This window comes from Trichococcus flocculiformis, from assembly GCF_963662535.1.
Classification (GTDB): Bacteria; Bacillota; Bacilli; order Lactobacillales; family Aerococcaceae; genus Trichococcus; species Trichococcus flocculiformis.
Map to the genome: position 1 here is coordinate 456,436 of NZ_OY759718.1, position 13,565 is coordinate 470,000.

12 protein-coding genes, 1 rRNA gene and 1 other annotated feature (1 of these 14 running past the window's edge) are annotated in these 13,565 nt (G+C 46.9%); all 13 genes read left to right on the forward strand.

The window, feature by feature from the left end:
- Positions 1-79 precede the first annotated feature (79 nt).
- Positions 80-796, forward strand: a complete 717-nt coding sequence (rsmG, locus tag ACKPCD_RS02450; RefSeq protein ID WP_086988960.1) for a 16S rRNA (guanine(527)-N(7))-methyltransferase RsmG — start codon at positions 80-82, stop codon at positions 794-796.
- Between the two features lie 316 nt (positions 797-1,112).
- Positions 1,113-1,877 (forward strand): ParA family protein, encoded by a 765-nt coding sequence (locus tag ACKPCD_RS02455; RefSeq protein ID WP_068562095.1) that lies wholly within the window; start codon positions 1,113-1,115, stop codon positions 1,875-1,877.
- Complete coding sequence (locus tag ACKPCD_RS02460; protein ID WP_086988959.1) at positions 1,867-2,760, forward strand: ParB/RepB/Spo0J family partition protein; 894 nt, start codon at positions 1,867-1,869, stop codon at positions 2,758-2,760. The genes ACKPCD_RS02455 and ACKPCD_RS02460 overlap by 11 nt, the downstream gene beginning before the upstream one ends.
- Positions 2,761-2,797: 37 nt before the next feature.
- Positions 2,798-3,004: a DUF951 domain-containing protein gene (locus ACKPCD_RS02465; RefSeq protein ID WP_086988996.1), complete on the forward strand. Its 207-nt coding sequence runs from the start codon at positions 2,798-2,800 to the stop codon at positions 3,002-3,004.
- 51 nt (positions 3,005-3,055) lie between these two features.
- Positions 3,056-4,156, forward strand: a complete 1,101-nt coding sequence (gene ychF, locus ACKPCD_RS02470) for a redox-regulated ATPase YchF (protein WP_321433901.1) — start codon at positions 3,056-3,058, stop codon at positions 4,154-4,156.
- 458 nt (positions 4,157-4,614) lie between these two features.
- A complete protein-coding gene (locus ACKPCD_RS02475; protein ID WP_321433902.1) occupies positions 4,615-5,301 on the forward strand; it encodes a DUF1129 domain-containing protein in 687 nt (228 codons plus the stop codon).
- 274 nt (positions 5,302-5,575) lie between these two features.
- Positions 5,576-7,060, forward strand: coding sequence for an IMP dehydrogenase (guaB, locus tag ACKPCD_RS02480; protein ID WP_068562091.1), 1,485 nt, complete (start codon positions 5,576-5,578; stop codon positions 7,058-7,060).
- Between the two features lie 180 nt (positions 7,061-7,240).
- Positions 7,241-7,933, forward strand: a complete 693-nt coding sequence (locus tag ACKPCD_RS02485; protein ID WP_068562090.1) for a response regulator transcription factor — start codon at positions 7,241-7,243, stop codon at positions 7,931-7,933.
- A gap of 49 nt (positions 7,934-7,982) precedes the next feature.
- Positions 7,983-9,122 carry a sensor histidine kinase gene (locus tag ACKPCD_RS02490; protein WP_321433903.1) on the forward strand — a complete coding sequence of 380 codons (1,140 nt, stop codon included), beginning with the start codon at positions 7,983-7,985 and terminating at the stop codon, positions 9,120-9,122.
- Positions 9,123-9,238: 116 nt separating this feature from the next.
- Complete coding sequence (locus ACKPCD_RS02495; protein ID WP_086988957.1) at positions 9,239-10,582, forward strand: serine hydrolase; 1,344 nt, start codon at positions 9,239-9,241, stop codon at positions 10,580-10,582.
- A gap of 99 nt (positions 10,583-10,681) precedes the next feature.
- Positions 10,682-10,914 (forward strand) — a binding site (T-box leader).
- Positions 10,915-10,966: 52 nt separating this feature from the next.
- On the forward strand, positions 10,967-12,268 hold the full coding sequence (serS, locus tag ACKPCD_RS02500) for a serine--tRNA ligase (protein WP_321433904.1): 1,302 nt from the start codon (positions 10,967-10,969) through the stop codon (positions 12,266-12,268).
- 83 nt (positions 12,269-12,351) lie between these two features.
- Positions 12,352-12,885 (forward strand): peptide-methionine (S)-S-oxide reductase MsrA, encoded by a 534-nt coding sequence (gene msrA, locus ACKPCD_RS02505; RefSeq protein WP_086988956.1) that lies wholly within the window; start codon positions 12,352-12,354, stop codon positions 12,883-12,885.
- Positions 12,886-13,402: 517 nt separating this feature from the next.
- Positions 13,403-13,565: ribosomal RNA gene (locus ACKPCD_RS02510) — 16S ribosomal RNA — on the forward strand; it runs 1,396 nt beyond the window's last position.

Here is a 13,565-nt window from a genome sequence, read left to right on the forward strand (position 1 = left end):
AGCCCTTGTACAGACTGCACTTTCAGGATAAAGTAGAGAGGTAGAAAAACACGCCAAGCCAACGATGAAAGGAAACAATATGAATCCAGAACAATTTGCCCAAGCCCTTGCCGAAAAGGGGATCCTTTTGAATGAAACGCAACTCGAACAATACGCAACTTATTTGCGCCTGTTGCGCGAGTGGAATGAGAAAATCAACCTGACCGCCATCACTGAGCCGGATGAAGTCTATCTGAAGCATTTCTATGACTCCATTTCGCTGGGCTTCCATATGGATTTTACCCAAGCGGAAGTCACCCTTTGTGATGTCGGCGCCGGTGCTGGTTTTCCGAGTATCCCGCTCAAAATTGCTTTCCCGAAATTGCAGGTGACGATCGTGGACTCGTTGAACAAACGGATCACTTTCCTGGAGACTTTGGTTTCCGAATTAGGTTTGACGGGGGTGTCCTGCTTCCATGACCGTGCGGAGACTTTCGGACAGAACAAGAAATTCCGTGCCCAATTTGATGTGGTGACGGCACGTGCGGTTGCAAGACTGAGTGTCTTGAGCGAACTGTGTCTGCCTTTGGTCAAAAAAGGTGGCACTTTCGTCGCGATGAAAGCAGCCAGCACGGAAGAAGAGCTTCGCGATGCAGAGCGCGCCATCGCAACACTGGGCGGCAAAATCGAAGAGGATATTTTCTTTGAACTGCCGAATGATGCAGGCGAACGCCATATCGTAAAAATCAAGAAAACGAAAGAAACACCCAAAACCTACCCGAGAAAAGCCGGGACACCGAATAAGAATCCGTTGTAAACCGGAAAAGGAACGGCCCGGCCACCTGTTGATCTGCAGGATGGCCGGGTCGTTTTTAGTGGGAAGGACGATCTTGAATTGATTTTCCCGCACAGACTTTATCTATCCTATATTTTTCTGAACTTTTTTGTTACAATAGTCTGGTAAAGTTATAGCCTTTTTTATAAATAGACATATTGAGCGATAAATGATGATTCATTTTGAAGAAATGCGTAGGAGAAAAGGCGCAGGTATCGTTTTTTCTCTTTTTTTAGGCAAAAAAGTAGAACGGCGGCACAGTAGCTTCAAATGAAAGACAGAAAGTGGAGGAGAACAGATGGCACGGATTATTGCAGTCGCAAATCAGAAAGGCGGCGTCGGAAAAACGACGACCACCGTCAATTTAGCAGCGTCTTTGGCCTACTTAGGCAAAAAAGTGTTATTGATAGATAGTGATGCCCAAGGGAACGCCACGAGCGGACTAGGTATTTCAAAAGCGGATGTTGAAAAAGATATATATGATGTATTAGTGAACCAAGAGCCTATCGCGAACGTCATCAGAGAATCCTCACGGGAAAATTTATGGGTCGTACCGGCAACCATCCAATTGGCAGGCGCCGAAATCGAGTTGACGAATCAGCCGCATCGTGAAGCGCGCCTTTATGAGGCAGTGCAGTCATTGCGTGAGGAATACGACTTCATTTTTATTGATTGCCCGCCCTCACTGGGACATTTGACGATCAATGCCTTCACCGCCAGTGATTCGGTTTTGATTCCGGTTCAGTGCGAATACTATGCTTTGGAAGGGTTGAGTCAACTGTTGAACACCTTCCGCTTGGTTCAGAAGCATTTCAATAAGGATCTGAAATTGGAAGGGGTATTGTTGACGATGCTGGACGCTCGGACAAACCTCGGCTTTGAGGTCGTGGATGAGGTCAAAAAGTATTTCAAAGAGAAAGTATACAAGACAATCATTCCGCGCAATGTCCGTTTATCGGAAGCGCCAAGCTATGGACAATCAATCGTTGACTATGATATCCGTTCAAAAGGAGCGGAAGTTTATCTTGAGTTGGCAAAGGAAGTGTTAGCAGATGGCGAATAAAAACAGCAAAGGGCTAGGACGCGGCATCGACGCGCTCTTCAGCAACTTTGAAGATATCGAAAAAATCGATGAAAAGACAGAGAAGGTACAGGAGATCCCTTTAGATGAGATCCGTCCCAATCCTTATCAGCCACGAAAAACCTTTGATGATTCGACTTTGCGGGAATTAGCTGACTCGATCATGCTGAACGGTGTCATCCAGCCGGTCATCCTGCGCCAATCCAGTGTGAAGGGTTATGAAATCATTGCAGGCGAACGCCGCGTCCGCGCGTCCCGTTTGGCCGGCAAAACAACAATCCCGGCAATCGTCCGTGAATTTGACGAAACAGCCATGATCGAAGTCGCCATTCTGGAAAATCTGCAGCGGGAAGATTTGACTCCGCTGGAAGAGGCAGAAGGCTACCAAACCTTGATGAACAAGCTGAATCTTACGCAAGTGGATGTCGCCCAACGGTTAGGCAAGAGCCGCCCGTACATCGCCAATCATCTGCGCTTGTTGAATCTGCCTCAGGATGTCAAGGGGATGCTGCAAGAGGGATTGATCTCTATGGGGCAAGCCCGTACGCTTTTGGGTTTGAACGATGAATCGTTGATCAGCGAACTGGCAAAACGAGCTGCCGAAGAAGGCATTACGGTCCGACACTTGGAATTGTTGGTTCAACAATTGAATAATCCCGGTGATGTCGCCAAAAAGAAAAATAAAAAGAAAAAAGAAACGAAGCCGGTATACATCAAAGAGAGTGAAGAACGTTTGATGGACAAATTCGGGACATCCGTACAAATATCCAGCAAGGGTGAAAAAGGCAAAATCGAGATCGAATACCTTTCTCCAGCCGACCTGACCCGGATTTTGGATATCCTGCAAATTTCGCTGGACGATTAAGAATAGACGAAGACATCAGAAAGAGGTGCATTTGGCCTTGGTACAACAAGATTATGGATTGCATGATGTGGTCGAAATGAAAAAACCGCATCCTTGCAAAAGCAACTCATGGGAAATCATCCGAATGGGTATGGACATCCGCATCAAATGCCTGAAATGTGGGCAGATGGTCATGATGCCGCGCCGCGAATTCGAGAAAAAAATGAAAAAAGTACTGACTAAGGCAGAAGAAACTGTCGAATAGGTCTTTGAACGAACAAATGAAAAGCAATATAAGTGGAAAGAGTGTGAAGAAATGTCATTAACAGCAGGAATCGTAGGGTTACCGAACGTCGGAAAATCCACTTTATTCAACGCCATCACTAAAGCGGGAGTGGAAGCCGCAAACTATCCATTCGCAACGATCGACCCCAATGTTGGAGTAGTCGAAGTTCCCGATGAACGTTTGAATAAATTAACAGAATTAGTGAAACCTAAAAAAACCGTCCCGACAACTTTTGAATTTACGGATATCGCCGGCATCGTAAGAGGCGCCAGCAAAGGGGAAGGTTTGGGGAATAAATTTTTGGCCAACATCCGCCAAGTGGATGCTATCTGTCATGTTGTCCGTTGTTTCCAAGACGATAACATCACGCACGTAAGCGGTAAAGTGGATCCCTTGGATGACGTCGAAACCATCAACCTGGAACTGATTTTTGCCGACTTGGAGTCCATCGAGAAACGCTATACACGCATCAGCAAAATTGCCCGCACAAAAGACAAAGATGCTGTGCGCGAACTGGAAATCCTGGAAAAAATCAAGACGACTTTGGAAGAAGGCAAATCCGCGCGTACGATTGAATTCACACCCGAAGAAGAACCGCTTGTGAAGAGCTTATTCCTTTTGACGACAAAGCCTGTTCTGTATGTCGCAAACATCTCCGAAGAGGACGTAATAGCCGGCGGAGACAATGAAATGGTTCAAGCTGTCCGTGAATTTGCGGCAACAGAAGGCGCAGAGGTCGTTACCGTTTGCGCCCGTATCGAAGAAGAAGTGGCTGAACTGGATGACGAAGAAAAAGCTGAATTCCTGGCGGAGTTGGGCATCAAAGAATCCGGATTGGATCAACTAATCCGTAAAGCTTACACGTTGCTTGGCCTGGGAACATATTTTACGGCAGGCGAAAAAGAAGTTCGTGCCTGGACATTCAGACTAGGGATGAAAGCACCACAAACGGCAGGAATCATTCATACCGACTTTGAGCGCGGCTTCATTCGTGCCGAAACAGTTTCCTACGCTGACCTGTTGGCTTTCGGCAGCATGCAAGCCGCCAAAGAAGCAGGGAAAGTCAGACTAGAAGGAAAAGACTACGTAGTCCAAGACGGCGACGTAATGGAATTCCGATTCAACGTATAACAGGATGTGATGATTCGCGTTTAGATACCCGGACGTTGGAGCACCCAGCGAAGTGAACCTCTTTTGTTCACTACGCTGGGTGTGAAACGGGAGCGGTATCTAAACGCGAATCAGAACTCAACTAAAGGATACGATGAAATGCGGGAGGGGATGAGCACTAAGAGGATATTACGAGAACGGCCGCAGTTTGGCCGTGACGTAATGTCAGCTTAGGCGGAATCCCCTGCATTTCAGAGTTCAACTAAAAGGATACGATGAATCCCGGGTAGAAACCGAGCACTAAGGGGCCAAGCACAAAGCGGACGCTTTTTGTCCGTGTGTGTTTGGCAACTTAGGCGGAGGTTTCTGGGATTCAGAGTTCAACTAAGAGCGTGTGATGAATCTCTCTTTATTTCAGATTTAGGGATTCACAACACGTTTGACAAGGGTGCCGCATGTAATCAAGGGAGGATTTATCATTGGAAGAAACGAAGAGTGTTGCACAAATGAAAGTCGAAAACAAAGCCTTATGGCAGAGTTTGACAAAAAGAAATGAACAATACATGATGGGGCTGGACAGGACCTTGAGAGCTGCAAACCTGGAAGAGGAACGCAGAGAGGAAATCTACAATAAAATGATGCGGGAGTTGCTGGAAGCCCAAAAAACCGGTAAAACCGCCCGCCAATTATATGGCACAGTATCTGAGTGCGCCTCGAACATCCTGGTGAATCCGTCAGACAACGAAGTGAAAGTGCGTTCGTCTGATTGGCTGATCGCTTTGGATGGCGGTTTATTACTAGGGTCTCTTTTCGCGATGATTTCGGGGATTTCCTTGCTGACCAACAGTGGCGAAGATGTCATCGGAATGGGTCTGATCAGCTTGATTCTGAACTTTGTTGTGGGCGGCATCGCCATGCTCATCATCTCTAAATACACGCCGAATCCAGACGCTCCAAAAGGCGAAAAAGGCTTTGGGAAATATATCTTTGCGACGACAGGTGCTATGCTGCTTTGGATGCTCATCATGACTGTTTCCATGATGCTTATTCCAGCAAGCATTAATATCGCGCTATCTGCGTGGGTGTATCTTGGGATTGCGGGGATAGGTTTTGCTGCAAAAGTATATTTGAAGAAAAAATATCATATCATGGGCGGCATATTGTAGCCCGTCAATTGGTGGAGGCCGAGATGCAAAGGAATACTTGTATCTCGGCTATTTTCGTATATTGATAGAGAAAAAACTGAAAATGAATCAAAGGACATAACCGAACGCGTTAATTCCGAACATTATATCAGGTGTAAATAAATAGCATTCGAGAAAAAGCGCTGCTATATGAGAATTGTATGATAAAGGGGGCTTTGCGCTTGACGTGGGTTGTTGAGGGTGGTATTTTAGATGATAAAAAATCAGCATAAATAAAAAGGAGTGTTCATCGAAAATGTCAAATTGGGAAACAAAATTCGCTAGAGAAGGTTTTACTTTTGATGATGTATTATTAGTCCCGGCTGAAAGCCATGTATTACCTAACGATGTGGATTTATCGATTGATTTAGCTAAAAATTTACACTTGAATATTCCTATCATAAGCGCAAGTATGGACACAGTTACCGATTCGGCGATGGCAATCGCAATGGCCCGCCAAGGCGGGTTGGGCGTCATCCATAAAAACATGACCATCGAAGCGCAGGCTGAAGAAGTGCATAAAGTAAAACGTTCCGAAAGTGGCGTCATCATCGACCCATTCTTCCTGACCCCTGATCACTTGGTCTCTGAAGCAGAGAATCTCATGAGTAAATACCGTATCAGCGGTGTGCCTGTTGTCAATGATATGGAAGACCGCAAGTTGGTAGGGATTTTGACGAACCGCGATCTGCGCTTCATTGCAGACTACCAAGTTCCGATCGGCGATGTGATGACAAAAGAACACTTGGTTACCGCTCCTGTAGGGACTTCTTTGAAGGATGCCGAATCCATCCTGCAAAAATATAAAATTGAGAAATTACCTCTAGTTGATGACAGTGGCCGTCTGGCTGGTCTGATCACAATCAAGGATATCGAAAAAGTAATTGAGTTTCCCAACTCCGCAAAAGATGCACACGGCCGTTTGATCGTTGCGGCTGCAGTAGGTGTGACAAGCGATACGTTCGAACGTGCCCAAGCCTTATTGGATGCCGGTGCAGATGCAATCGTCATCGACACAGCGCATGGCCATAGCGCCGGCGTTATCCGCAAAATTAAAGAAATCCGCGATCAGTTCCCTGACGCAACCTTGATTGCCGGAAATGTAGCGACTGCAGAAGGAACCCGCGCTTTGTTTGACGTCGGAGTCGATGTAGTCAAAGTCGGAATCGGACCGGGCTCGATTTGTACGACCCGTGTCGTAGCCGGTGTTGGTGTTCCGCAAATCACAGCCATCTATGATGCTGCAAGTGTGGCGAGAGAATACGGCAAAGCAATTATCGCTGACGGCGGAATCAAGTATTCGGGAGACATCGTCAAAGCGATGGCTGCCGGTGGACATGCCGTCATGTTGGGCAGTATGTTGGCTGGTACGGATGAGTCTCCGGGCGAATTCGAAATCTTCCAAGGCCGTCGTTTCAAGACATACCGTGGCATGGGCAGTCTGGCGGCAATGGAAAAAGGCTCCAGCGACCGCTACTTCCAAGGCGGGGTGAATGAAGCGAAGAAAATGGTTCCGGAAGGTATCGAAGGCCGTGTCGCTTATAAAGGGGCAGCCAGCGATATCATCTTCCAACTGCTCGGCGGTGTCCGTTCCGGTATGGGTTATGTTGGTGCCGGCAATCTGCAGGAGCTTCGCGAAAATGCACAATTCATCAAGATGTCCGGTGCCGGATTGATCGAATCCCATCCGCATGACATCCAAATCACTAAAGAAGCACCAAACTACTCCATCCATAGATAAACAGGCAAGAAACCAAAACGCCCGGGACACTGTTCTCGGGCGTTTTTTCTTATGTTCGCAGTTTGCTGGGGCTTTCTGATATAATTAAAATGGAATTTCTTTATGCTTCCTTAAGCAAAAATTTAGAACACTTTGGTACGATGGGGAAAAATACATATTTTGGGGAAAGGGTTGTCCGATATGAGTAAAATTTTGATCGTCGATGACGACAGGGAAATCGTGGATTTGTTGAGCATTTATTGCAAAAATGAAGGATACGATCCGATAAAAGCCTATGACGGCGTGGACGCTTTCCACAAGCTTGAGGAGAATGCGGATATCCAACTGATCATTTTGGATGTGATGATGCCGAAGAAGGATGGCATCTCGGTAGTGAGGGAGCTGCGGGAACAGAACAATCCGATCCCGATTCTGATGTTGAGCGCAAAATCCGCCGATATGGATAAAATCCAAGGGTTGACGACAGGTGCGGACGACTATGTTTCCAAGCCGTTCAATCCACTGGAAGTGATGGCTCGCATCAAATCGCTCTTGCGCAGGACCACTATGCAGGCAGATGCAGCAGAGGTGGATTCGATCGAAATAGGTCCGCTGATCATCAAGAAAGATTCCCATGAGGTAAAGACGCTGAACGGGAAAAGTATCCAGTTGACCGCGCTGGAATTTGGTATTTTGCACCTATTGGCGAGCCATCCGAATCGCGTCTTCAGTGCCGATGAAATTTTTGAACGTGTTTGGCAACAAGAGAGTATCGTATCGGCCAAGACCGTTATGGTGCATGTGAGTCATCTCCGCGATAAAATTGAAGAGGCTACAGGGGGCGAGAAGGTCATCCAGACCGTTTGGGGTGTAGGCTATAAGATCGGCGAATAAGCAAGCCTGTAGGCACATTGGCAAAAAAAACAGCTGGGAGGCTGCAGCTTTGTTTAACAAGTTGAAAAAAAAAGAACTGAGTGAACTCGTTTTTGAAGGGGCGTTGACGCTGGGTATCGTCTATCTGCTCTACATCGGGATGGAGCTGATGTTCAACCGACTGGTCGCAAACCCTCCGATGATTTTGAGGGAAGTTCCCTCCTTGAGGCGATTCGTGATGGTAGTCGATGCGTTCTTGACTATTTACGATGATGTTTTTCAATGGATAGCGGCCATTTTTGCGGCCATCTTCACTGGCTGGCGTTTGACCAGGAGATACAAGCAGATGCAGCTGACGCATATTCTGGACGAATTGCATTATATCGCAGCGGGGCACTTCGATCATCGGATCGATGCGAACAATGCCGGTAGCTATGTTGATGTTGTGGACAGCATCAATACGCTGGTGGAAAGTACGGTCCAAGCGATGGCAGAGGAACGGAAAATCGAACAATCGAAAGATGAATTAATCACGAACGTCAGTCACGATATCCGGACCCCCTTGACTTCCATCATCGGTTACCTGGGATTGATAGAGGATAAGCAATTCACAAGTGAAGAGGATGCTTTGCGATATATCCATATCGCTTACACAAAAGCGCTGCAGATGAAGGTGCTTGTTGATGATCTCTTCGAATACACGAAAGTGCGACAACCGACGACACCGCTGTTGTTGAAGACAATCAACATCGGCAATTTTTTGGAGCAGATTGTCGCGGACTATGAGTTGGAGTCGCGCAAGCGCCATATGGAGATTGAGGTGATCATGAAAACGAGTCCGTTGATGATCGAAATGGATGTCGATAAAATGGCCCGTGTCTTCAACAATCTGATTTCCAATGCCCTGAAGTATGCGCATGGCGGCACGTGGGTTCACATCGAAGCCGAAAAGATAGGTTCCGAAGTGATTGTTTCCGTGAAGAACAATGGGGAGCACATCCCTGAAGAATCGCTGCAGGAGTTGTTCGGGCGTTTTTATCGGGTGGAAAATTCCCGTTCGAAGGAGACTGGGGGAACCGGGCTTGGATTGGCGATCGCCCAAAGCATCGTCACGCTCCATGGCGGATATATCTATGCGGAATCGGATGAGGCGGAAACCAAATTCGTGCTGCATCTCCCCTTGAAACAGACTCCGGTTGCCAAGGAATAAGGAACGTACGTTTTCTGTGTACGTTCCTTTTTTTGGTTGTCTTTTTATGCCATTTCCGCTAACATAGAAGGGTATATCAACCGAACGAAATGACTGATTGGAGATAACTACAAACAATGATAACTATAAAAAACAGAAAAATGATCATGGGAACAATTTCGGCGGCCTCGGTATTGGTGAACAGCTTGTTTGTTGCACCGGTTGCCTTGGCTGCTGAACAACCTTCTATCGATGCGAAAGCCGCTTTCGTGATAGAAGATGAAACAGATAAAGTGCTTATGAACCAAAATGGGGATGAGGCACTGGGCATCGCCTCAATGACAAAAATGCTGAGTATCTACTTGATACTCGAAGCCATCGAAGAAGGCAAATTGGCTTGGGACAAGCAAATCACCGTCAGCGATTACGTCTATGAAGTCAGCCAGAACTACAACTTTTCCAATGTGCCTTTGCGTCAGGACATCACGTATTCCGTGGAAGAACTTTATCAGTCCGCATTGATCTATTCCGCAAACGGATCGACGATCGCTTTAGCGGAAGCTTTGGCTGGTTCGGAGGCGAAGTTCGTTGATTTGATGAAGGCTCAGTTGGATGAGTGGGGCGTAGATAATTATGAACTTTATAATGCCACCGGCTTGTCGAACAGCGATATGCCGGAAGAGCATCTTTATCCGGGTGCATCGTCTGATGGCTACAACAAAATGACTGCGCGCGGGGTAGCGATGGTTGCGGATCATCTGATCGATGATTACCCTGAAGTTTTGGAAACGACTGCCGTGCCGGAGTTGGCTTTCCAAGCGGGAACATCCGATGAAATCATGATGCACAGCTACAACTTGATGTTGCCTGGCATGTTCTATTATCGTGAAGGTGTGGACGGTCTGAAGACCGGAACAACACTGGAGTCGGGTGCATCCTTTACTGGTACAGCCGTTCAGGATGATATGCGGATCATCACCGTGGTCATCGGTGCTGATGAGAGCACCAAGCGCTTTAAGGAAACGGGGCGCTTGATGGACTATGCCTTCTCAACCTTCGAGAAGACGACGGTAGCAACAAAAGGCGAGGCTGTTTCCACGCAAGAACCGATTACCGTGGCCAAAGGGAAGCAAACAGAGGTCGGGCTTGTCTACAACGAAGACCTGGTGACCGTTACCGAAAAAGGTGCGGAAGAGCTCGCGCTCACAACTGTTTTCACACCGGCGGAAGAGAGCCTGAATGAGGACGGCGAGATTGAAGCGCCTATCGAAAAAGGAACTGAAGTCGGGTCCGTCGCTGTGACGGTCGAAGGTGATGAGTTTGGTTATCTGGACGGCACGACCTCCGAGGATGTCAAAGTCGCAGTGGCAAGCAGCGTTGAAAAAGCCAATATATTTGTGCGCGGCGGTCGTGTTGTCGGAGACCTGTTCGGAAAAGCTTGGCAAACAGTATCCGATTTTGTCGGAGGTTTTTTTGACTGATCCTTAAGAGCTGAGGGTTTAACGGAAAACCGTCGCATTATTGACAGCACAGGGTTTGTTCAGTAAAATGAGGGTATCGAAGCTTAGACCAATTGAATAGAGAAAGCCATGCATGTGACCAGTAAATGATGTGAAGCGCCCCAGAGAGTCAGTGGTTCGGTGAGAACTGACCCTTCACCTGTTGAATCCCCACATGAAGCGAACAATGAAAACAAGAAATTGACTAAATTGTTCCGGATCCGTCCGTTAACGCAATGAAGCGCAGCCAGACCTGATCGGGACTGGCTGAAGTTGGGTGGTACCGCGAACGTTAAAGCCATTTCGTCCCAGATTATTCTAGGGATGGAGTGGCTATTTTTGTACAAATAATGAGGAGGAAAGCATATGTTGGATGTAAAATTTTTGAGGGATGGATTTGAAGATACTGCAAAGAAATTGGCTGCGCGTGGCGTTAAAACGGAAGAGTTGGTGACATTCAAGGAATTGGATGCGCAACGCCGGGAAAAAATCGTTGAGACGGAAAACTTGAAGCAATACCGCAATGGCGTTTCCCAAGAAATTGCGCAATTGAAACGCAACAAAGAGAATGCGGATGATAAGATTGCCGAAATGAAAGAAGTCGGCGACAAAATTAAAGCATTGGATGAAGAACTGAATGAAATCGAAGAGAAGACGACTTTCATCGCAACAAGATTGCCTAACTTGCCGCATGCCTCCGTTCCTGTCGGTGCGGATGAAGAGGATAACGTGGAAGTAAGAAGATGGGGGACGCCGCGCGCGTTCGACTTCGAACCAAAAGCCCACTATGATATCGCCGAGGCATTGGATATTCTGGACTTCGAACGCGGCGCTAAAGTGACCGGCAGCCGTTTCGTCTTCTATAAAGGACTGGGAGCCCGCCTGGAGCGCGCTTGTTACAATTATATGCTGGACTTGCATACCGAAGAGCATGGCTATACGGAAATGATTCCGCCATATATGGCGAATGAAGCGTCCATGTTCGGTACGGGACAATTCCCTAAATTCAAAGAGGACGTATTCCAATTGACGGATGAGCGCAACTTCACGCTGATTCCTACGGCTGAAGTTCCTTTGACGAACTATTACCGCGATGAAATCATGAATGAAGCGGATCTGCCGGTCTATTTCACAGCGATGAGTCCGTCTTTCCGTTCTGAAGCCGGAAGCGCAGGACGCGACACAAGAGGGTTGATCAGGATGCACCAGTTCCATAAAGTGGAGATGGTGAAATTCAGCAAACCGGAAACTTCCTATGAAGAGTTGGAAAAAATGACGGACGATGCTGAAGCGGTGCTGAGAGGCTTGAACTTGCCGCACCGTACGATCACGTTATGCACGGGCGACATGGGCTTCTCCGCAGCCAAAACGTATGATATAGAAGTCTGGATCCCGGCTCAAGATACCTACCGGGAAATCAGTTCTTGTTCAAATACCGAGGCATTCCAAGCCCGCCGCGCGAAAATCCGTTACCGTAACGAAGAAACAGGGAAACTGGAATTTGTGCACACGTTGAATGGCTCAGGGCTGGCTGTCGGCCGCACTGTAACTGCGATACTTGAAAATTACCAAAACGAAGACGGTTCCGTCACAATCCCTGATGCACTTGTGCCATATATGGGCGGCATCACAAAAATAACCAAAGAGAACGCAAGCAACAAACGCTGATCATAAGCAAGATATGCGCGTAAGCTTCTGGGTATATGATACAATCATTTCATACGTAAACGCATACGAAAGGAATGAGGATAGTGAGCGAATCAAAATTGGAAAAAGCTACTTTTGCTGGAGGCTGTTTTTGGTGCATGGTCAAGCCGTTCGACAGTCTACCAGGCATCGAATCAGTCGTTTCCGGGTACACGGGCGGACACACAGAAAACCCTACTTATGAAGAAGTGTGTTCCGGAACGACCGGGCATACGGAAGCTGTTCAAATCACATTTAACCCAGCTTTGTTCCCGTACAAAGACTTGGTGGAGGTCTACTGGCAGCAGACGGATCCAACTGATGCCATGGGTCAATTCGTAGATCGCGGCACTTCTTATCGTCCGGTAATTTTTTATCATACACCGGAACAAAAAGAGATAGCGGAAGCATCGAAACAAGCTTTACAGGACAGTGGGAAATTCACTAAGCCAATCGTGACTTCGATCGAACCGGCCCAACCGTTTTACGAAGCAGAAGAATATCATCAGGATTTCTACAAAAAAAGTAGCGCGCATTATCACGGATACCGTTCGCATTCAGGGCGAGATTCGTATATCGAATCACATTGGAAAAAGTAGAAAATGTGCCGAAACCATACTGAAATGAAGGTCCATTCCGAAGAAATGACTTTGGAGTGAACCTTCTTTTTTGCTGCAAATGAATGTTTTATTCTATTGCAGAGAGCTTTTGCCGTCATTATGCAATAAAAAAATATCTTCAATCAAAAAAAGACTTGCCAAAAAGCTCTGAAACAGGTAAGATTGTTATTCGTTGGCAGATCAAATGGACAACCGCAAAAGTATCCAAGGTCGTTGATGACAGTATGAACTTCCAGGCCAATTCATTAATAACATTTTTTAAAAAGTTGTTGACAAACTGGTTGCGCAAGTGGTATCATATAGAAGTTGTCATGTGAGAGCGTGCAACATAATTAGACCTTTGAAAACTGAATGAAGAATGAACGAACCAAATGTGCAGGGAGCTTAGACTTCGGTCGAAGCAAACGAAGGCGATACATCGTATCGCAAACATAAAGTCAGCAAGAAATTAAGAGCTATTCAGCTTTTCATGAGGGTTTCTGTACAAGAGCCCACATTACATGAGAGTTTGATCCTGGCTCAGGACGAACGCTGGCGGCGTGCCTAATACATGCAAGTCGAACGGTCTTTTCTATGGAAGCTTGCTTCCACTGAGAAGATAGTGGCGAACGGGTGAGTAACACGTGGGTAACCTGCCCATAAGAGGGGGATAACATCCG

Excerpts from the sequence above, each read along its gene's own strand:
- guaB (WP_068562091.1), top strand. The coding sequence starts at position 5,576 with ATGTCAAATTGGGAAACAAAATTCGCTAGAGAAGGTTTTACTTTTGAT.
- ACKPCD_RS02460 (WP_086988959.1), top strand. The coding sequence starts at position 1,867 with ATGGCGAATAAAAACAGCAAAGGGCTAGGACGCGGCATCGACGCGCTC.
- ACKPCD_RS02455 (WP_068562095.1), top strand. The coding sequence starts at position 1,113 with ATGGCACGGATTATTGCAGTCGCAAATCAGAAAGGCGGCGTCGGAAAA.
- ACKPCD_RS02495 (WP_086988957.1), top strand. The coding sequence starts at position 9,239 with ATGATAACTATAAAAAACAGAAAAATGATCATGGGAACAATTTCGGCG.
- ACKPCD_RS02485 (WP_068562090.1), top strand. The coding sequence starts at position 7,241 with ATGAGTAAAATTTTGATCGTCGATGACGACAGGGAAATCGTGGATTTG.
- ychF (WP_321433901.1), top strand. The coding sequence starts at position 3,056 with ATGTCATTAACAGCAGGAATCGTAGGGTTACCGAACGTCGGAAAATCC.
- rsmG (WP_086988960.1), top strand. The coding sequence starts at position 80 with ATGAATCCAGAACAATTTGCCCAAGCCCTTGCCGAAAAGGGGATCCTT.
- serS (WP_321433904.1), top strand. The coding sequence starts at position 10,967 with ATGTTGGATGTAAAATTTTTGAGGGATGGATTTGAAGATACTGCAAAG.